The organism is Bacteroides sp. ET336, assembly GCF_024733815.1.
GTDB lineage: Bacteria > Bacteroidota > Bacteroidia > Bacteroidales > Bacteroidaceae > Phocaeicola > Phocaeicola cellulolyticus.
This window is the reverse complement of sequence record NZ_JANRHK010000011.1, coordinates 95712-116312: the sequence shown is the minus strand read 5'-3', so window position 1 is coordinate 116312 and position 20601 is coordinate 95712. Positions and strand designations below refer to the sequence as shown.

Genomic DNA, 20601 nt, shown 5'->3' with positions numbered 1-20601 from the left:
CTCCAGTTCCGCAATCTTCAGCCCCTCGAACATCTCCCTCTTTCCGCTGAAATAAGTCTCCAGCGTGGAGATAAGCAGACTCTTTCCGAACCTGCGCGGACGGCTCAGGAAGTAATACTTACCATTATCCACCAGATCAAACATCATGTCCGTCTTGTCAATATAAAGATAACCGCCTTCGCGTATCTCTTCAAAATTCTGTATTCCTATAGGGTATTTCATTTTGAGTTCTTGAGTTTTTAAGTTTATGAGTTTTTTAAAGTCAACTCGTCTCCTAGTATCTAGTCCCTAATACAAAATTACGAAAAAAAACAATAAATCCCAACCGCAGATATTTTTTTGAGTTTTTATACAGAAATTCCCCCATGCCCGGCATTACCCGCCGCCGCATGGAGGAATCCCCTAGTTATTAATCAATTTCGCTGTCTGCCAATTATTAATTACCTTCGTTGACCGCCAGCTCTTAATTATTAATTATTAATTTTTAATTATTAATTATTATAAGTTTCCTCATAATACCTCTGATAATCCCCTGAAGTCACATTATCCATCCACTCCTGGTTCTCCAGATACCATTTCACCGTCTTCTCTATACCCTCTTCAAACTGCAGGCTCGGTTCCCAACCCAGCTCACGCTGCAGCTTCGTAGAGTCAATAGCATAGCGCATGTCATGTCCCAGACGGTCAGTCACATAAGTAATCAGATCCAGAGAATAACCTTCCGGGTTACCCAGCAGTCTGTCAACGGTCTTTATCAGCACCTTTATGATGTCGATGTTCTTCCATTCGTTGAAACCGCCTATGTTGTATGTATCAGCTATTTTACCGTTATGGAAAATCACGTCTATCGCACGCGCATGATCCACCACATACAGCCAGTCGCGCACGTTCTCACCCTTGCCATATACAGGCAGAGGCTTGCGGTGACGGATATTATTGATAAACAGCGGAATCAGCTTCTCCGGGAACTGGTACGGCCCATAGTTGTTCGAGCAGTTAGTCACTATAGTCGGCATCCCGTAAGTATCATGATAAGCACGCACAAAATGATCCGAGCTCGCTTTCGAAGCCGAGTACGGGCTGTGCGGATTGTATTTCGTATCCTCGTAGAAGAAATCCTTTCCGTATGCCAGATGATGTTCCGACGACGAAGCCGTAGTAGTGAACGGCGGTTTTACACCCTCAGGATTAGTCAGTTCCAGAGCCCCATACACCTCGTCGGTAGAGATATGATAGAAACGCTTGCCCTCATACTTCTCAGGCAGACTCTCCCAGTACAGTTTTGCAGCCTGCAGCAGGCTTAGCGTACCCATCACGTTCGTACGTGCGAAAGTGAACGGATCCTTTATCGAACGATCCACATGACTCTCAGCAGCAAGATGGATGATACCGTCTATCTGGTATTCCTTCATAATCTCCTGCATGCGTTCATAGTCGCATATGTCAGCCTTTACGAACACATAGTTAGGCTTATCCTCTATGTCCTTCAGGTTCGCCAGGTTGCCGGCATAAGTCAGCTTGTCCAGGTTGATGATTCTGTACTCAGGATATTTGTTCACAAACAGGCGCACTACGTGGCTGCCAATGAAACCGGCTCCGCCGGTTATCAGGATATTGCGGTTAAAGTTCATAATTGCTTGTTTTTTTATTTACAATAATAGTCTGCATACCATTTCGCAAAGTTTCTTAATCCATCTCTCAATGAAGTGGAAGGTTTAAAACCGAAGTCTTTTTCCAGAGGTGTTGTATCAGCGTACGTTACAGGTACATCACCTGGCTGCATAGGGACTAGCTTTTTATGTGATTCAAAGTCATAATCCTTTGGTAAAACGCCCGCATCTATTAATTCTTCCTGTAGGATTTGAACAAAATCAAGCAGGTTTTCAGGCTGATTGTTACCTATATTGTAAACTTTATATGGAGGAATAGGCAGACCATCATCGCCATTTTGTTTTTCAGGTGCATGTTGCATCACTCTTATAACGCCCTCCACTATATCATCTATATAAGTAAAGTCCCTTTTACAGTTACCGTAATTGAATATTTCTATTGTTTCACCTTTGCGGAGCTTGTTGGTAAAGCCGAAATATGCCATGTCAGGACGTCCTGCAGGTCCGTAAACTGTAAAGAATCTCAATCCGGTAGAAGGTATATTATATAGTTTTGAATAAGCATGAGCCATCAACTCATTACTTTTCTTTGTAGCGGCATAAAGCGATACAGGATTATCCACCTTGTCATCGGTAGAATATGGAACTTTCTTGTTTGAGCCATAAACCGATGATGAAGAAGCATATACCAAATGTTCAACTTCATGATGACGGCAAGCCTCCAGTAGATTGTAGAAACCAATCATGTTACTCTCAATGTAGGCGTCAGGATTGGAAATTGAATAACGTACTCCCGCCTGGGCTGCCAGATTTACTACAACAGCCGGCTTGTGTGTTGTAAAAATACTTTCTACCGCGTCGCGGTTGGCAATACTGTTTTCCACAAACACCCAGTCACGATTTAGGGCCTCAATTTGCGAAAGACGTTCTTTCTTTATATTGACATCGTAGTAATCAGTCATTGAATCGATGCCGACAATTTTTATATCATCCACATCATTGAACAAACGCTTTACAAGATTCGAGCCTATGAAACCGGCAGCACCTGTCACCAGGACAGTTTTTCCATTCAAGTCAATATTATATTCCAACATATCCTAGTCCCTCCTAAAAATATCTCTTGTATACACTTTCCCAGCCACATCATCAAGACAGGTATCATATCTGTTTGCAATTATGGCATTGCTCATACTCTTGAATTTATCAAGGTCGTTGATAACCTTCGAGCCAAAGAATGTGGAACCATCTTCTATTGTAGGTTCATATATTATAATGGTTGCACCTTTAGCTTTTATTCGTTTCATGACACCTTGAATGGAACTCTGACGGAAATTGTCGCTGTTCGATTTCATTGTAAGTCTGTAAACACCTATTACTACTTCATGTTCATTCTCTGAGCTCCATTGTGCATTGTCATTATAATATCCTGCCATGCTCAAGACTCTGTCGGCAATGAAATCTTTTCTTGTTCGGTTTGATTCTACTATAGCTTCAATAAGATTCTCCGGAACGTCCTTATAATTGGCTAACAGCTGTTTTGTATCTTTAGGCAGACAGTATCCCCCGTATCCGAACGACGGATTGTTATATTGGTCTCCTATTCTAGGATCCAGACTCACCCCCTTTATTATGTCCTGTGTATTCAGACCTTTCATTTCAGCGTATGTATCCAGCTCGTTAAAGTATGAAACTCTCAGTGCCAGATAAGTGTTTGCAAACAGTTTTACTGCTTCCGCTTCTGTAAGTCCCATAAACAGGACATCAATGTTTTCTTTCAGGGCTCCTTCCTTTAAAAGATTCGCAAATGCATTGGCTGCATCTTTCAGCTCTTCAGTATGATTGGAGAATTCTTCAGTTGGATATCCTACAATAATTCTACTAGGATATAGATTGTCATATAAAGCTTTGCTCTCACGAAGAAATTCCGGCGAGAACAATAACTTCAGTTCTCTGCCATATTTCTTGTACAGACTCTGACAATATCCCACAGGTATGGTACTCTTTATAACCATAACGGCATTAGGATTTACCTCCAGAATCAGGTCAATAACCTCTTCTACATGACTGGTGTCAAAATAATTTTTCACAGCGTCATAGTTTGTAGGAGCTGCGATAACAACAAATTCTGCATCTTTATATGCTGATTTACCATCTAAAGTTGCAGTAAGATTCAACTCTTTTTCAGCCAAATATTTTTCTATATATTCATCCTGAATAGGACTGATTCTTTTATTTATCTTTTCTACTTTTTCAGGGATGACATCTACAGCTGCCACTTTATGGTGTTGTGACAATAATGTAGCTATAGATAGACCCACATATCCTGTTCCTGCTACTGCAATATTCATAATAACTTAATTTAAAATATCCTTACAAACTGTTATAAATTTTTATATGTGCATTTATTACATCTTCCAACGAGAATTTGTTCTCTGCATATTTTCTTGCATTATATCCCATTTCCTTTCTGAGATTTTCATCTTCGAATAGAATCTGTAATTTATCGGCCAGTGCTGTACTGTCCTTTATCGGTATAAGAAATCCTGTCTTTCCATCAATAACCGTATCTCTGCATCCTGTAGAGTCACAGGTTATTATTGGTCTTCCAATAGCTGCAGCCTCTATACATGATTTCGGTAATCCCTCTTTATAATATGATGGGAATGCGAAAATATCCGAACTTTCCAGAAGTTGCTTTATATCGTCACGTTTGCCCAGCCATTTTATGTATGTACCGTCGCAAAGTTTATTTAAAGTTTCTTTTTTAATGGCAAGAGGATTGGTTTCCAGACCACCGCACAACAGGAATTCTACTTTATCATGGTATTTCTCTCTCAGAATATTTGCTGCATCTATTAAAATGAGCACACCTTTGTCTTCCACCATTCTGGCAGTAAACAATACTCTTAGTTTGCTGTCTTTTTGTTTTTCAACATATTTGAAAATATTAAGATCTATTCCCGATCCCATTGTCCTGATACAATGTTCTCTGTCAATAATTCCGTTGCTGACGAACAAATCCAAGTCATCTGTGTTATGAAAAATACAGTATGTGTTTTTTCTGTGATGAATAAATCTCATCATTTTCAGGATACATTCCGACATCAACCCATGTTTATATTCCGGAGAAAACATGACTCCCAAACCGCTCACAGCAGTAACAAGTCCGTTTATCTTTCTTAATCTGGCGGCCAGTCCTCCCCATAATATAGTTTTAAGTCCTACAAGATGAACAATATGAGGTTTCTCTTTCTTGAACAGCGAATATAGAAACTTAAAGGTTTTTAGTTCTTGAAATATATTTGTACCCGTTTTATTTATAGGCAAGTTAATAAATTTCAACCCCAATGACTTTATTTCTTGTGATTTTCCTGTATCACTGGCAATGATTGTAACATCATATCCTTCTTTTACTGCTCTTAATGCAATATCTTTCCTGTGTGAAAGAAAAAAACTATCAACATTAACTACAATAAATAGTTTATTCATATATAATTACGCATTAATAAAATAAATACTGCACTCCTGTTAAAAAAAATCACTATTTACAAATGTATGACAAAAGAATTATATCTCACAATCTTTATACGATAAAAAAGATTTTTACTGGTGTTTTTGTATAATTCCCATACATCAGTTGGATTTGCAGTTTCCTTACCATGTAAAACTCATTAATTATTATATCCGATAATTCTTGACGGGTTTCCAACTACTATTGCATTGTCGGGAATGTCTTTTACCACTACAGCACCTGCTCCTACCGTTACGTTGTTCCCGATAGTTACATCTCCTATAATAGTAACATTGCATCCTAAATTTACATTGTTGCCTATTTTCGGACGCAAGGTTCCTTTTTTCCAATTGTCGTACAGTGAATACAACTGAAATTGTCTCCAATATATTCAGCGTTCAAAATAGTGGAATATGGGTGAGCATATTTTAGTCCTTTACCAATCTTAGTTGAGAACGGCAAAGAGAAATACTTGTCTCCCGGACGATACCAGCTGATTAACAAGTCAAGGGTCGGACCAATCCGATAGTAGAATACATTGCGGAAATATCTGTTGTTGTGCAGCTGGTATAATAACTGCAATCCTATTGGTATTCTGATATTTAATTGTGGTTCAATGGCTTTCAGGTCACTGATTATGTAATTCATTTTATAGATAAAAACTATAAAATGAGGTATATATAACCAGAAGAAGCAAATAGAGCCAAACAGCCTGATACTGTCTCTTATTTTACGTTTATCCATGTTCCAGTATATTTATATGATTTGTAAATTCTATCTTTTCCCTAAAGCATATTTCTTGACAAATGTGCTATTTGATAAAAGGTAAATGAAAAGCATGCAAAGTGCTGTAATAAAGACTGTATATCCGAAACTTATAGCATAGATACTTAGCCAGTCAAGGGATTTTAACCATTGGGGATAACCGGAAAAATCAGGCATAAAGAAATATTGTAAAAGATAAATAGCAAGTGAATTCTTCCCGATATTCTGGATTATACTGTTGATTCTGTTGTCTTTGCTAAATATTTCCTGCTTGCAGTAAAAGAGTGATACAACAATATATAAGCCCAAATATCTCAATACAATATCCCTTAACAAATGATGAACAATATTTGGTAATGTTATTTTATATAACATGAAGAGTATAGTAAAAAATAATATGATGGAAGTGGCTTTTATCCACTCACTCCTCATCACTTTGTCATAAAGCGGAAAATACATTTTTGACAGTACCCCTAATGTAAAGAACTGGAAATATTTCATTAAATGGTTAAAATCAAAGAATGCAATATCATATTTACTAAAGAAGTTCAGATAACAGAGTCCTGATATAGATAGTAATATTAATGATATGGCAAGTCCTGTCTTTGATTTTATCAGGGAAATTACGCAATAGTATATCATGAACATTTCAAACAATGTAAATGTAAACCAATATTTCCCCAGACCATATTCAAAGAATCCGAAAATGTTGCCACCTTGTTCCAATAGACTTGAAAAAACATAAAATACAATTGCAGGTAAAACAAGATACTGGAATTTATTTCCTGTTTTTCTTACCCCTTTCATATTGCCTATCATATCTTCTTTAAAAGCTAAATATCCGCTAATAAAGAAAAATAATGGCATATTGAAACTGTATAGCATTAATGTAGGAGGAGAATCGTATGCTTTTATGTTCATTCCAAAAAACTGTACATGTCCGCTTATGACCAATAATATTCCCAGACACTTAAGTGTGTCGAAATAAGCTAATCTTTTACCACTATTTACAGGAATAACATTTTCTTCTTTCATATATCAATATAATCATTTATATACGCTCAAATATCTTTTTGACATTACAGAAATGTCATATTCTTTAGCCCTTTGCAAACATCTGTCTGAGACTTTCTGATAGTATTCTTTATCATTCAGAAGATTATTTATTATGTCGGCAAGTTCAGTTTCATTACCGCATTTAAAGATTATACCTGCACCTTCAACAACTTGCTTCAGTCCGTCTACATCAGTAGCAACCACAGGCTTGCCGCATGACATTATTTCCACAGCCGTCAGACCAAATCCCTCCCACTTGCTTGATTGTATTCCGATGTATGCCGAAGATATCAGTTCTGCTATATCAGATCTGGCACCCAGGAATTGAATTCTGTCCGTCAGTCCCAGTTTCTCAGTTATTTTCTCACAATGAATTCTGTTTTCGCCATCACCCACGAAACGTAGTGTTGCTTTCTTATCAATATACTTCATTGCTTTGATAACGGTTTCCTGGTCCTTAGAAGTTGCGAAGCGTGAAACCATAATCAGCGATCCTGGAATTACAGGAGTCTTTATTGAAGAAAACTTTTTTGTATCTACACCATTTTCAATAATTCTAAAACGTTCGTCATGTTCACCCAGCCACAAGGTTAACGCATCTTGTGTTTGTCGGCTTATTGATATGATTTTATCATATCTTTTATACATAAACCGTTCTATAGGTCTAAAATACCATTTATTTCTCCTTGAATTGAATGTAGAGTGTTCTGTATATATCAGTTTGGTCTTAAGTCCCCTTGCTGCCAGTGAAGCCCAATATATTGTTGGAAACAGATGAGCGTGTACTATGTCGTAATCCTTGAAAATTTTCCTCAATTTGAGGACAACTTTAGGATTATAGAAATTATGCTCATCCAGACAAATGATATTGACTCCGGCCTGTTCAACGGCCTTTTCAAAATCATTACATACACGTTCGTAAACAAGCAGAGTGACATTTTCTGAAACAGCCTGCAAAGGCAATAAATCGGCCAGAAGCCTTTGTGCCCCACCTACTTCCAAAGACGTGATAACATGCAATATTTTCATTCCTAATGTTTCCTATGACAGATTAATCTGTTTGTAAAAAAAAACTATTCCCTTTTCAAAATCGTCTATGGTCTTCAGATTCATCACAGTCTCCTGTATCCCCTTTTGCAGTTTTTCCCTTAACTCATGATTACCTGTCAACTGTTGAATTTTTGAGGCCATATCCTTTGCGTCTTTATTTTTTGCTATGAGTCCGTTTACATTGTCTTTTACTGTGTATGGCATAGCTGTATTGTCAAAACATATAATAGGAAGCCCGTTATTGAAGGCTTCTATCAATACTATACCATATCCTTCAAGTAAAGAAGGGAACGTAAATATTTCAGCTTTTTTGTAGCATTCTTCCAATTCTTCATCTGAAACTCTTCCTAGGAAATGTATATTATTTTCCAATTCCAGATCATGAATTTTCTGTCGAAGCATAGCAAAATAAGACTGATCCACTATTTTCCCTATTATATTAAGGTTTATATTTGTCTTATTATCCAGCAAGGATATAGCCTCCACTAAGTACGATAACCCCTTACGTTCTTCTATCGTCCCTACATACAATAAGTTTCCTTCCTCATATTTTTCGGATTTTATATATTTTCTTTCGAAAGGCAGAGGTATATAATAAATTGATTTTTGTGGAAATAATGATTTGGCCACATCATGTGTAAAAGGACTAGGCACAACTATACTGTCCATATAGGATACGTATTTGCACATCAGCCATTTATCTATCTTCGAAAGCATCCCTGTCTGTTCCAGAAAAGGGAAATGGTGTACTACTATAGTAGATTTGGCCTTTTTAAACCATTTGTTGAATATAGCCAGTAAAAAATGATGCTTGAAAGAAGTATCTCCAAAGATAACAAGAGTCTCCTTGTTGAAATATTTCAGGCTTTTCAATTCTACCAGTGGTGAGATTATCTTTTTCCACCCTCTAGTTTTGTTTCTGTATGAAACGGTTGCCTTTATTCCGGACAGCTTCTCCAGATGTGCCTTGAAGGCATTGTTGTATTTATGGCCTCCTGTCACCGGTTTCTCATGACTGTTTAGACATATAATCTGCTTCATCTTCCTAAAATTTTTTCAGTATAATATGCGCGGGTGTCAAAATCACTGACACCTGTCAGTACATTTTCATATTCAAGATTCGGATCGCTGGCTATTAGAACGAGTTTCATTGATAGTAAAGCTACAATAAACAGATATATGATTTTATTCCTGTTCTCTTTTGCATATTCTATAAGCATAGGGTATAACACCCAGAAAGAAGCTATGAACATATATTGGAAACGTTGAACCATGACTGCCGATTCGGAACAAACGGTAAATGCGGCATATAAAAGTACATACATATTCAGAAACAGAAGGTTACAGTTTTTTGATTCTGCCAGTTTATTATATAATATGATAACAATAAACATGGTAATCATACGCTCTATGTTACCGAATAAGGACGAATACGCCTGACTGTTCTCCAGATGTCCGGCCAAATGTTCCAGACGTCCGTCTTCGGAAAAAGAAACACGTGATACTATATCAGAAACGATTCCTATATGCAGAAACATTATCAGTGCTCCACCAATATAAATGCTCCATAATATCCATTTCGGCCATTTTTTGTTTAGCACGAAATATAAAGGAAAATACATTATGGAACTTATATGGAAAAGACAAGCTATAAATATGACACCAAAGTATTTCCACTTCTTTTTCTCTTCAATATAGCGCAATGCATACAGGAAAAGAAATATTGCTTTTGCATTTCTAAGCACATTAAATTCCAATGCTGTAGCTCCAATAATGAAAAACACTATTAATGATAAGATATGATTGCTCGAATATCGTTCTAGTATCTTGTAGAGCAAAAACAGATCGATTGTTGTTGAAATGACATTCCATGCAAAATAATTTGGAATTAGGAGTTTACACAATGCTGAGTATACCACAAAACCAGGTTCCCAGCCTTTGAGTAACAAAACCTCAGGAAGATTCTGAAAACCTTCAAGCATATCGAAGAATGGTTTGTAGTTTACAAAATCTGTATATACATACCCTCTTAGTCCCAGAAATATAACAAGTATCAGATATGCGAATTTAAGGAGCTGCTTCCTGCTTCTGTCTGTCGCTTCAGTAGATAATGGTATATCTGTTTCACAGTTGTACGAAAGGATATTTGTCTCACGCTCTCCAGCGTAAGACAAAACCCTTTTGTATTTTCTATATAAAACGAATAATAGGATAAATACAAAATAATATGGCACTCCTCTTAATATTGTATCTACCATAATATTATTTCTCTTCTACAATACTTTTTATCGCTTCCAGATATTTGTAACCATTTTCATTGTCAGGTTCCAGATAAGCTCCCTCACCCCATTCGTTCCATGCTGTCAGAAAAATGAACTCCTTGTTATTCTGTCGTGCTATACTATACAGCTCTTTCAGATATTTATGGAATTTATCTACAGAGAAACCTGTGAACAGACGTGAACCTTTGTTTCCGCGTCTTGGAGAGTCATCATAATTGATGAATGCCCCTGGATAAACGTTCTTAGGACAAGAGTTAGAATAATATTTAATCATTTTCTTCCATATCTTATCATAATCATAAGTAAGATATCTGAAATTAATGCCTAACTTTCGTTTTGCGAAATTGATGTATCTCTGTACTGTTGAAGGAGTATTCCATGCTGCGGAATGAGGCTCATAATTATAGCAGAAAGTATTCTGAGGGTATTTTATGTACTGGGAGAATTTAAAGATAAAGTGCATTCCCGGATAACCGTCCTTTTTGGCCAGTTTATCCCAAAAATCACACATTCTTTGGATATCCTTTCCGTAATTGATAATACAGAATACAGGTTTACCGTCTATCTTTATGTATCTGTCCTCCTTAAAATGTGTCTTAACGTAATTATAATGGTTTTCCCAATCAGGTTCTTCCCCCAGAATATAAGGGATTAAAACCTGAGGTCCCTTTCTTTGTTCCTTGGTCTGTTCTTCATCAGCAATAGGCGACCATGCATTTCCGCTTACGTTGCTCCAGCTTCTTTTCCACAGACAGTTGTCCCATACAAAGAAATAATTAATATCTATATCCTTGTTGTCTCTGATTGTTTCTGTAGGTTTTGTGAGAAGGTTTTTTTCGTTGTTAAACCAGTAATGGTAAGCGCCAAAACCGTATATACCATTTTCTTTGGCTATTTTTGCCTGCCATGCCACATGTTCTTTAACTGACAAATCATAATAATTGTCATTTAGCGGTACTTTTGGTTCCTTATGTCCCTCAAATAGCGGTTTGGCTTTTCTTACTGTTACCCAATCGGTAAAACCTTTACCCCAAAATTCGTCGTTTTCCGGAATGCAATGGAATTGCGGTAAATACATCGCAATAATTTTTGTATCTGTCATACTTATAATTGTATAGAATTTATACTGTTATACGTTTTATCACTTTTGCAGGGATACCGCCCACTATTGTATAAGGAGGTATATCCTTAGTAACTACGGAATTGGCGCCAACAATGACTCCATCTCCAATTGTAACTCCAGCCAATATTGTTGCCTTATCTCCTATCCAGACATTCTTGCCTATCACTATTTCTCCTTTGGAGTACATTTCCCTTTCGGCTGGCGGAGTCTTCAATGATGAATAGTCGGACTCTCCATGAGAATTGTCCGATATGGTAACCCATCGGCCGGTCAACAGACCATCTCCTATTGTAATGTTGTTCGTAGATGTGATATGATTATACTCTCCGAAACGGCAATCCGATCCGATAGTTATATGTGGATTCATCTTCTGGCCGTTGTAGCTGGTCCATGCTGTCAGTACGCTGTTCTTTCCGAATGACACGTTATTCCCAATAGATATACGGTCACCTCCATACAGGTAGAATGAAGACTTGAATATTACATTGTTACCTGTTTTTGCTATATCCAGACTATACCATTCACTGCGAATCAGAGTCGCCAGTTTGTCGAATTGGTTTATAATTTTCTTTAGACACAGCAATCTTGCTACCGACAGGATCAATTTGATGGCCTTTCTTAAGATAACTTTCATAATTACATTATTTCATGTTTTCTTGAGATTCTTTCAGTTTCCTGTTATGATTGAATGGCCGAAAGCATAAGCTGGCCGGAAGCCTTTCTCGAACATTCCTTTCTTGAAAAGTCAATACAGTGTGTACGTAATTTCTGATATTCCTCACTGTCCATCCTGAGAATCTTTAAAACTCCGGCTGCCAGATCTGCCGAATTGCGAAGTTCGGCACAATAACCTGTTCCCTGTCCAAGAACAAGTCCCAATGCAGCTCCCATTTTAAAAGATACTACAGGAGTGCCACATGCTAGTGATTGCGATACCATGGAAGGACCGGCATCATTTACTGATGAGCAGACGAATAAAGTTGATATTGAATAAAAAGCCGGTAAGTCACTTATAGGAATATACCCCAGATCCTTATGATCGAACTTCAGTCGCGGTATAATCTTATCTCCATTATTACCTATAAACATAAGCATCGTCTCTTTGCGTTCTTCATCAGTCATTTGTTCGTACACCATGTCCAGAGTATCCAACAAGTAAGACATCCCTTTTCTCTCGTCCGATAAAGACTGACATCCGAAAGAGATTATCTTTTTCTTCTCTTCAGGAATCTGGAATTTCTTGTATGTCACCTCTTTTTCAATAGGTTTGAAAACTTTGTGGTCGATACTGTTTTTTGAAAGGAAGAATTTGCAGTCCTTCAATAAATACGATTTCTTGAAGAAGTATTCCACCATATAGTGATTGGCTATAATAGCCGGTTTAACTTTTTCGTACACCTTTTTTCTGTACATGACGTTCCAATGAGTAAAATCATTCGGATCTGTCGAATCGAAAGCCGGACAGCAGCCACATCCGGTCATGAAGCGTTTACATTCATTCGTAAAATGGCATCCGCCAGACATAGGCGAATAATCAGCACAGACGAAAACGAACTTACATTTTAATTTGTCATAAAGCATTTCTACAGTCTTAAACGAAAGTAGATTCTGCCAGAAATATATTATAACCGCATCATAATCTTTATCTACCTGTTTCAAAACCTGTTCCGTAGATACAGGTGGAATCGATTCTTTGTGATAAAAGAAATAATATCCATCCTTAGGCTTCTTCCAGAATTTACGGCGCAGATTGAATGCTATAGCATTAAAACGTGATTTCTTTTTATAGATATATTTTGCTTTGGGAAACTTCGGCTCTTCATATAACGTAAGTACATCAACGTTACAACCTTCGTCACACAAAGTGTTGTATATATTCATCGCAATGGCTCCCGGTCCTGTAGTTAATGAAGCCGATGATATTAATAAAATATCAGTCTGATTATTATTTCTCATAAAAGTCACATTTCTGCTTATAGATTACTGTCCTATACCAAATTTTTTCTTTATCAGTGATGGTATCATTATCTTTATCTTCTTAGGTAAAAACAGATATGAAACTGTAATCACACTCAATACACTGGTCGCTCCTACAAGGATAAACCCTGCTATAGTGTTTACATCTACCATCAGGAATAAAATGAAAGGTAATATGAAGGATGATACGAATATAGTAAAAGTCTTTTTAAAGCAATTTGTAAAATCAGTGATGTTATAATTAACCTCACGTATAAGCAAATATGGTTTCACGATAAGGCCGAATATCATGGCTACCAGAATATAGCTGTATTGCACGAACATAACATCCTGGCCTGTTTTCAGCAATATATAAGCTATTACAAATTGTCCTCCGCAAATACACAGGGCAGCAATTGAATTTCCCTTTAATTTTCCGGCAGCGGTAAGTGGAGTATAAAATCCTCCACTGAACACACCGAACATGGCCGAAGCTATGATACATCTTGAAAAGGCTACAGCATATTCAGGCACTTCTTTCAGCCACAAATGCATGATAGGTTCTATTAACAAGAAAATAGGAATTCCAAACAACAGGTATAATTCATAGATGTAGATTGACGATTCTATTGTCAGTTTTTTTGACTCCTCATAATCTTTGGTTGCATACAGTTTTATAATCTGTGGATTAATGGCTGAACGGAAATTGTTGGTAAACTGTGTGATGCCATTCGACAGCTGCGTCGCTATAGACTGTGCTGCAATTACCATAGGCTGGAAAAACATACCAAACAGCATTATCAGTCCCTGTACCCTGAATGTCTCAGCTATATGGGCAATGATGTTCCATCCTGAGAAACTCAACAGATTTTTCAAAGTCGAAAAGTTTATTTCCCATGAAATATGCGACTCTTTCCAGTGCTTGTAACAATATGAACGGTAAATCATGGCTACAGACATCTGTGAGACAAACATCAATATAGCATAAAATACTAGCTTGTCTATAGGGGAAATCGTTATCAGATATGCTATTGTTAGTTTTAATATGGCCTCCAGCAGACTGATATATGCGAAAGCCTTCATCTGTTCATGTGCCATTATCAGTGAGGTATATGGCACCTGAGTAAAAGTCACAAGTACGGTTGCCACGGAGATATGGAACACATACAATGTCGGATCCAGTCGCTCTACAGGTATGATAGCTTTGTTGTAAACATACCACAACCCTACTGTCTCCATAATCAATATTACCAACACTCCCAAAACCAAGTGAGCTATCAGAGTGGTGTTGAAAGTCTGTTTCAGCCGTTTGAAATCACCTATGCCAATATCAAATGTAAGAAAACGTGAAGTGGCTGTCGATAAAGTACCATTAAGGAATGTCAACATACCTACTATACCGCCTACCAGGTTGTATAGACCATAATCATCCACACCCAATACATCAAGAACGACTCTTGATGTATAGAGCGAGACAAACATGATAATCAGCATTCTTACATAAAGAAATCCTGTATTTTTAGCTATTCGTTTTGAATCTATCATTATCCAGCGGCATTCCGTTAATTAAAGAACTCAACAATAAGCTTTATAATCATCTTAACCTCTTCGTCCTTTAATTCGTAGTACATAGGCAGTCTGACAAGACAATCAGCAAATCTGTCGCATGAAGGCAAATCAGGAATATAGTCACTGTGATTCCTGTTGTAGTCGCTCAAATGCAGACTCAGATAATGGAATACCGCACAAACACCATTCTCTTTCAGATGTTTGATAAGTGCAGTACGCTCTTCCAGTGAGCGGCATATTATATAGAACATGTGTGCATTGTTTGTAGCATATTCAGGGATATATGGAAGATGAATCATGCCTTTTTCCTTCAATTCAGACAGACCGTAGTGATATTGCTGCCAGATTTCCTTTCTGCGGTTCTGTATCATGTCCAGATTTTCCAGCTGAGCGTACAGGAATGCTGATATCGTTTCAGAAGGAAGGAATGAAGAACCTGTATCCACCCAGCCATATTTGTTTACTTCACCACGAAAGAACTCAGAACGGTTTGTTCCTTTTTCCCAGATGATTTCCGAACGGCGGATGAAACGTTCGTCATTGATAGCCAGCAAGCCTCCCTCACCAGAAATTACATTCTTTGTTTCATGGAATGAGAATGCTGCCAGATGTCCTATGCTTCCCAGAGGTCTGCCTTTATAGAACGAATCGATAGACTGAGCTGCGTCTTCCACAACCAGCAGATTATATTTTTCGGCTATTGCCATAATCTTGTCCATATCGCAAGCCACACCTGCATAATGAACTGGCACTATAACCTTTGTTTTCTCTGTAATCAATGATTCCAGTTTGTCGGCGTCAATATTAGGGTTGTTACTGTAACTGTCAGCAAATACAATCTTGGCTCCCTGACGTACAAAAGCCAATGCTGATGAAACGAAAGTGTATGATGGGACAATAACCTCATCACCGGGCTTTACATCACAAAGTATGGCAGCCATTTCCAGCGCGTCTGTACACGAAGTGGTCATGAGGGCTTTTTTAAAGCCATATCTGTCTTCAAAATATTTCTGGCATAATTTAGTAAACTTGCCGTTACCTGAAAGTTTACCTGTATATACAGCCTCATACATGTAATGTGCTTCTTTTCCTGTCAAAAATGGTTTGTTAAATGGTATCATAATCTTTATTTTTTAGATTGATTTTTATATTCGAAATATTTGTCCATTAATTCGTGAAGAACATTCTTGTTACCTTGTTCATGATTCTGTATCAAAAGTGGTTCGCCTACATCGTTAGCTTCCAACATTACCCAACCGGACTGACTGTATGCCCAGTCCCAGGATATCACAGTGGCTCCGTCTAATACTTGTGCGGCTTTTTTTACACAAGTCTGCAATTCGTCCCATTCGGGTATATTGAATCCCAACAAATCAATCTTAGTATCAGGGTGATATATATATTTATTTCCTAAATAATCTTTTCCGTATGAGTCAACAAAACCATAAGAATGATTTATATGGCAGAAAATTCCACCCGAACCGGCGTTGTCAACTATAGATTTTCCAACTCCCATACGTAATGCCGCACCATATATTGTAATCTGATTTCCAATTTTAAATGTCGCTACTCTTACTGTATTGATACTTTCTTGATGCAATACAGACATCTGCGGAGCCTGTTCGATAATCTCCTCCACGATAAATGGCCCGTTGGATACAGCCTTTGACAAAAAAGAAACAGGATCTTCATTGAAATCCCTAAATATCTTTATACCACGGCCACACACACCTCTCAACGGCTTAAAAATAAATGATTTGTGCTTTTTCAGGAAATCCTGAAACTCATTCTGATTAGCGGGCGTTATTACGGCTACAACATCTCTTTTGTAGAATGGCTTGAAATGCTTATATGTTTCTACCTTATTGTCAAACAGTTCTCTTACATTAGGGTCATTGACCTGTTCACAATAACCGTATTGGATTCTCAAATTATTAATTAGAGACCTGCCTATATAATTCTTTTTATAGAATTCATATACGAAATATTCTATAAAGTTCACCCCATACCTGTGGAGGCTATAAATCATATCACGGCGCAGATACTCGTCGGACAATGGGGTATCTTCGGCTGTCTCAGGTAGGTTCGGACGTTGCTTTGCTATTTCATCATCAATGATTTTTTTTCCCTTTGAATAATACTGATGATCAAACAGTTGATAATAAAGTACATATAATTTTTTCCAGAACTCATTTCTGTCAGCTTTATATCCCAGCCAGTTTTCGAATGAATTATCCATCTTCCAGCGAGTAATGGTTTTTGCTACCAAATAATATTTTTCTTTCATAAATAGCTATACCTTAGATAAGACACTTTGTTTGTTCAACTCCAGTGAATACCTGCCTTCCCATCAATATTGACCGAGAAGGCCGATTGTATATCATGTATGTATCTGTTCAGTTCTGATAATGAATTTGCCTCTACAATGAAAGGTCCCTTTCTCATTCCCTTATGTTCGATGAACGGAACATTGTCTCCTATATGCAGGTTCTCTACATCGGCTTTCTTTACGTGTGGCATTGACTTTATCTTGTCAATTCCTTCAATAGAAGTGATGCGACCCTCATTAAGGTAGAAACAGATATATGCAGAAGCACGTTCTATTCTGTTTCCCAGCTTCTCAATGGCTTTTTCCTTTTGTCCTGTCATAGCCAGGAACAGTATCTCTGTCAGTTCCACACCCACTGAAAGCGGAATAAGGTCGGATGCGATATATACGCCCCCTCCTCTTAATGCAGATTCAACCACTACAAACTCGCCTGTTTCTTCGTTCACCAGATACTCTGAATGTACAGTACCGAATCCGGGTTTTAATATCGAAGTTATCAGCCTTTCGTTTGCTATGATACGCTTCTCTATTTCCGTGGATATGGAAGAAGGGAAAATAGTCTGTGAAGGGATAAACTTGCCTTCCAGATTAAAATAGTTTCTGTCGCCAAAAGCTACGGGATAATACACTCCATCGATAGCAAATCCTTCGCACACCACCTCGCGTCCTTTGAAGAACTCTTCAATAACCACCGAACCTTTTTTTGAGTATGCCATTGCGTCCAGTACTGCCTGTTTCAGATCTGTGTATGACTCAACCTTTGATATACCCCTGCTGCCTTGCGAGTCTGCAGGCTTTACTACAACAGGAAATCTCAGGCCCTCTGGCAGAGAGTCGGCGTTATGTATCTCCACTGCTTTTGGTGAAGGGATATTGTTTTTCTCGCAGAATGCCCTGAACTTACTCTTGTATGAATATGTCTGTGCCACTTCCGGCTTGTTTCCCGGCACGCCCAACTTATCTGCAATATATGCTACAAGAGGAACAGCGAAATCCGACTGGTCTGATATCACATAGTCTACACCCAGTTCTCTTCCTTTTTCCACCAGTGCATCCACGTGGTAAATATCTTCATTGATATGTGTATCGGCCAGTTCAATGCCAGGGTAAGGGCCGAAAGGAGACACGACATACGTATGCAGTCCTTCCTGCTTACATAAATTAATAAGTGGAACCTGACCTGCACCAGCTCCGATAATCATAACTTTCTTTTCCATTGTTTGTACTGTTGTTATATTAACTAATTGTCCACTTCAATATTATTCTTATATATAGCTTGCTCAAAAGGGAATGTAATCAATTCAAAATTCATCAATGTGATAATTTCCATTTTATCCAGCGACAGATGTTTCATCTTGTCCTCTTGAGTATGGTTGAATTTTCCCTGATTGCTTTTCAAAGGATTTTTCCAGGTAAAGACAGGTATATTGACTGCATCGAACGGAACAAAATCCTGACTGTACTTGACTATTTTGTTATCTATTTCAAGATTGAGCTTCTTGTGCTTTTTTCCAATCTCCCTTATGCAGTTAGCCAGATAGTCGCTTGTCGTTTCTATGCGATGAAGCATTTCTGCATTTCCTATCATGTCAATATTCAAATAGAACAAAGGGCTCTTCTTTAATGTCGAAACAAAGAAGCGTGATCCGTTAAACGACACTCCGCTATCCTGTGTTTCCTCTCCATCGAAAAATACCAATTGATAGTCATATATAAGATCATCATTAGTATTTACCAGTAAATCAGCGAGTAATAATAATGACGCCACTCCCGATGCATTGTCATTTGCGGCAGGATGCTTACTTGATTCAACAGCTCCGTCATAATGTGCACCGATGATTATAGTCTTGTCCGAATTATTGTCAATATTTACAATGATATTGTAGTAATCTTTGTTTCTTTTGTCCACAGCTTTTTGTACAGTTGGGATATATGACATGTTTTCCAATTCGGATATAATAAAGTTTCTGGCCATTTCATTGCCTCTGGTTCCGGATTTACGGCCTTCGCACTCTGCTGAACATAAATACTCCAGCCAGAACTTCAGTTTACTTTGTCCGACAGAGAATGTCTCATTATTGATGTGCAGAAAATCCTCATCTTTTTCACACGAACAGAATGACAGACAAAGGCATGCCAGAAGCAGATAATAAATATATTTCTTTATCACAATCATTTCATCTACTGGCTATTTATAATAAAAAACGTTTGTCAGACTGATATATAAAATAGCCACTTCTGTCACCGCTACATTCTATATTTTTCAGAACCGGATCAGTAATCTGTGCCTCTACAATTTCAGGATATTCTGAGCTGTTGTCGATATATTTCTTTATGTGTTCAGTTTCTTTACTCAGGAAATATACTCCAGAACACATGTGTTGTGTGATAACCGGTTTTTCAAATTCTCCCATTGCAACCTTTATTACACCTTTAAGGAAATCATAACCTGTTGACAGACGGACCAATGTCGAACCGATAAAGTCACCTCCCATTCGTGCTCCGATTTCAATCACCCGTATATCACCATTGCTGGATATTTTCAGCTCTGAATGAGACGCGCCGAATTCAACGTGGAGCGCGTCCAAGGCATGAAGGACAATATTTTTGACTTTTTCCTGGATGTCCTCAGGAAGTGTAGTCGGCTGATGATGTTCCAGTTCAACAAAATAAGGAGCCTCGGTTGTTACTTTGTCAGTTATTTGAAGTATGTAGTGAACTCCTTTGTATGATATCGATTCTACACTTATTTCGCGTCCTGAAATAAATTCCTCTATAATGGCGGCACCGCTGAATGACTCCTTCTGTGCACGTTCTACTGCTTCGTTCAGATAAGAAGGATTGTCTACCTTTTCCACTCCCCTGCTGCCTGAACGGTCTGTAGGTTTCACTATTATCGGATAGCTGAAACCTTTCACATTGTAAGTGCCTTTGCTGTCAGCTATCGTGAAACGTGGTGAAGGCACACCGTTTTCGATGAAGCATTTACGCATCATGTACTTGTTTGTAGTGATTTGGGAATATTCGTCAGGATTGCTTATAAGTTCCATTCTTGATGCCACATAGTTTACTGTCAGCACTGCCACGTCACTGGCTATAGTGGTTATGCCATCAATCTTTATCCTCTGGCATTCTTCCAGTATCTGTTCTTTCTCAATTATAGAAATCGGATAAAAAAAGTCTGCATACTTTTCACATACAGCTCCATCCCGCCATGAAAAGCAATGAACCTCATATCCTAAATCCTTAGCTTTCAGTACTGCAGGCAGTTGCAAATAACTGCCACCTATAATTGCAATTTTTTTCATTGTTATTTTTTAATATCTTTAGATACACTCTAATATTGTTAA

20 protein-coding genes are annotated in these 20601 nt (G+C 37.8%); all 20 read right to left on the bottom strand.

Going from position 1 to position 20601, the window contains the following annotated elements:
• Positions 1 to 222: AAA family ATPase (locus NW213_RS11165; RefSeq protein WP_258322819.1), on the bottom strand; the 222-nt coding region annotated here is incomplete at its 3' end.
• 269 nt (positions 223 to 491) lie between these two features.
• Positions 492 to 1631 carry a dTDP-glucose 4,6-dehydratase gene (locus tag NW213_RS11160; protein ID WP_258322818.1) on the bottom strand — a complete coding sequence of 380 codons (1140 nt, stop codon included), beginning with the start codon at positions 1629 to 1631 and terminating at the stop codon, positions 492 to 494.
• A 14-nt stretch (positions 1632 to 1645) separates the two neighbouring features.
• Positions 1646 to 2704: an NAD-dependent epimerase/dehydratase family protein gene (locus NW213_RS11155; protein ID WP_309148294.1), complete on the bottom strand. Its 1059-nt coding sequence runs from the start codon at positions 2702 to 2704 to the stop codon at positions 1646 to 1648.
• Between the two features lie 3 nt (positions 2705 to 2707).
• Positions 2708 to 3958 carry a nucleotide sugar dehydrogenase gene (locus NW213_RS11150; protein WP_258322817.1) on the bottom strand — a complete coding sequence of 417 codons (1251 nt, stop codon included), beginning with the start codon at positions 3956 to 3958 and terminating at the stop codon, positions 2708 to 2710.
• A 22-nt stretch (positions 3959 to 3980) separates the two neighbouring features.
• Positions 3981 to 5099 (bottom strand): glycosyltransferase family 4 protein, encoded by a 1119-nt coding sequence (locus NW213_RS11145; protein ID WP_258322816.1) that lies wholly within the window; start codon positions 5097 to 5099, stop codon positions 3981 to 3983.
• A gap of 182 nt (positions 5100 to 5281) precedes the next feature.
• Positions 5282 to 5455, bottom strand: coding sequence for a hypothetical protein (locus NW213_RS11140; protein WP_258322815.1), 174 nt, complete (start codon positions 5453 to 5455; stop codon positions 5282 to 5284).
• Positions 5440 to 5865 carry a hypothetical protein gene (locus tag NW213_RS11135; RefSeq protein ID WP_258322814.1) on the bottom strand — a complete coding sequence of 142 codons (426 nt, stop codon included), beginning with the start codon at positions 5863 to 5865 and terminating at the stop codon, positions 5440 to 5442. The genes NW213_RS11140 and NW213_RS11135 overlap by 16 nt, the downstream gene beginning before the upstream one ends.
• 30 nt (positions 5866 to 5895) lie before the next feature.
• Positions 5896 to 6921 carry an acyltransferase family protein gene (locus tag NW213_RS11130; RefSeq protein ID WP_258322813.1) on the bottom strand — a complete coding sequence of 342 codons (1026 nt, stop codon included), beginning with the start codon at positions 6919 to 6921 and terminating at the stop codon, positions 5896 to 5898.
• A gap of 12 nt (positions 6922 to 6933) precedes the next feature.
• On the bottom strand, positions 6934 to 7971 hold the full coding sequence (locus tag NW213_RS11125) for a glycosyltransferase (RefSeq protein ID WP_258322812.1): 1038 nt from the start codon (positions 7969 to 7971) through the stop codon (positions 6934 to 6936).
• Positions 7972 to 7983: 12 nt separating this feature from the next.
• A complete protein-coding gene (locus tag NW213_RS11120) occupies positions 7984 to 9033 on the bottom strand; it encodes a glycosyltransferase family 4 protein (protein ID WP_258322811.1) in 1050 nt (349 codons plus the stop codon).
• Positions 9030 to 10166 (bottom strand): EpsG family protein, encoded by a 1137-nt coding sequence (locus NW213_RS11115; protein WP_258322810.1) that lies wholly within the window; start codon positions 10164 to 10166, stop codon positions 9030 to 9032. Before NW213_RS11115 ends, NW213_RS11120 begins: the two co-directional genes overlap by 4 nt.
• Before the next feature lie 88 nt (positions 10167 to 10254).
• Positions 10255 to 11376 carry a glycoside hydrolase family 99-like domain-containing protein gene (locus tag NW213_RS11110; RefSeq protein ID WP_258322809.1) on the bottom strand — a complete coding sequence of 374 codons (1122 nt, stop codon included), beginning with the start codon at positions 11374 to 11376 and terminating at the stop codon, positions 10255 to 10257.
• Between the two features lie 19 nt (positions 11377 to 11395).
• The gene (locus NW213_RS16945) at positions 11396 to 12031 is read right to left on the bottom strand and encodes an acyltransferase (RefSeq protein WP_309148293.1); all 636 of its coding nucleotides are present in this window, start codon (positions 12029 to 12031) and stop codon (positions 11396 to 11398) included.
• Positions 12032 to 12075: 44 nt separating this feature from the next.
• Complete coding sequence (locus tag NW213_RS11100) at positions 12076 to 13353, bottom strand: glycosyltransferase (protein ID WP_258322808.1); 1278 nt, start codon at positions 13351 to 13353, stop codon at positions 12076 to 12078.
• A 24-nt stretch (positions 13354 to 13377) separates the two neighbouring features.
• On the bottom strand, positions 13378 to 14898 hold the full coding sequence (locus NW213_RS11095; protein WP_258322807.1) for a polysaccharide biosynthesis protein: 1521 nt from the start codon (positions 14896 to 14898) through the stop codon (positions 13378 to 13380).
• Positions 14899 to 14915: 17 nt separating this feature from the next.
• Entirely contained in the window at positions 14916 to 16043 is a 1128-nt protein-coding gene (gene rffA / locus NW213_RS11090) for a dTDP-4-amino-4,6-dideoxygalactose transaminase (protein WP_204394514.1), read from the bottom strand.
• 5 nt (positions 16044 to 16048) lie between these two features.
• The gene (locus tag NW213_RS11085; RefSeq protein ID WP_204394516.1) at positions 16049 to 17209 is read right to left on the bottom strand and encodes a sugar-transfer associated ATP-grasp domain-containing protein; all 1161 of its coding nucleotides are present in this window, start codon (positions 17207 to 17209) and stop codon (positions 16049 to 16051) included.
• A gap of 35 nt (positions 17210 to 17244) precedes the next feature.
• Positions 17245 to 18468, bottom strand: a complete 1224-nt coding sequence (locus NW213_RS11080; RefSeq protein ID WP_258322806.1) for an ATP-grasp domain-containing protein — start codon at positions 18466 to 18468, stop codon at positions 17245 to 17247.
• 23 nt (positions 18469 to 18491) lie between these two features.
• Positions 18492 to 19421: a M28 family metallopeptidase gene (locus NW213_RS11075; protein ID WP_258322805.1), complete on the bottom strand. Its 930-nt coding sequence runs from the start codon at positions 19419 to 19421 to the stop codon at positions 18492 to 18494.
• A gap of 22 nt (positions 19422 to 19443) precedes the next feature.
• Positions 19444 to 20559 (bottom strand): acetyl-CoA carboxylase biotin carboxylase subunit family protein, encoded by a 1116-nt coding sequence (locus NW213_RS11070; RefSeq protein WP_258322804.1) that lies wholly within the window; start codon positions 20557 to 20559, stop codon positions 19444 to 19446.
• Between the last annotated feature and the right edge of the window lie 42 nt (positions 20560 to 20601).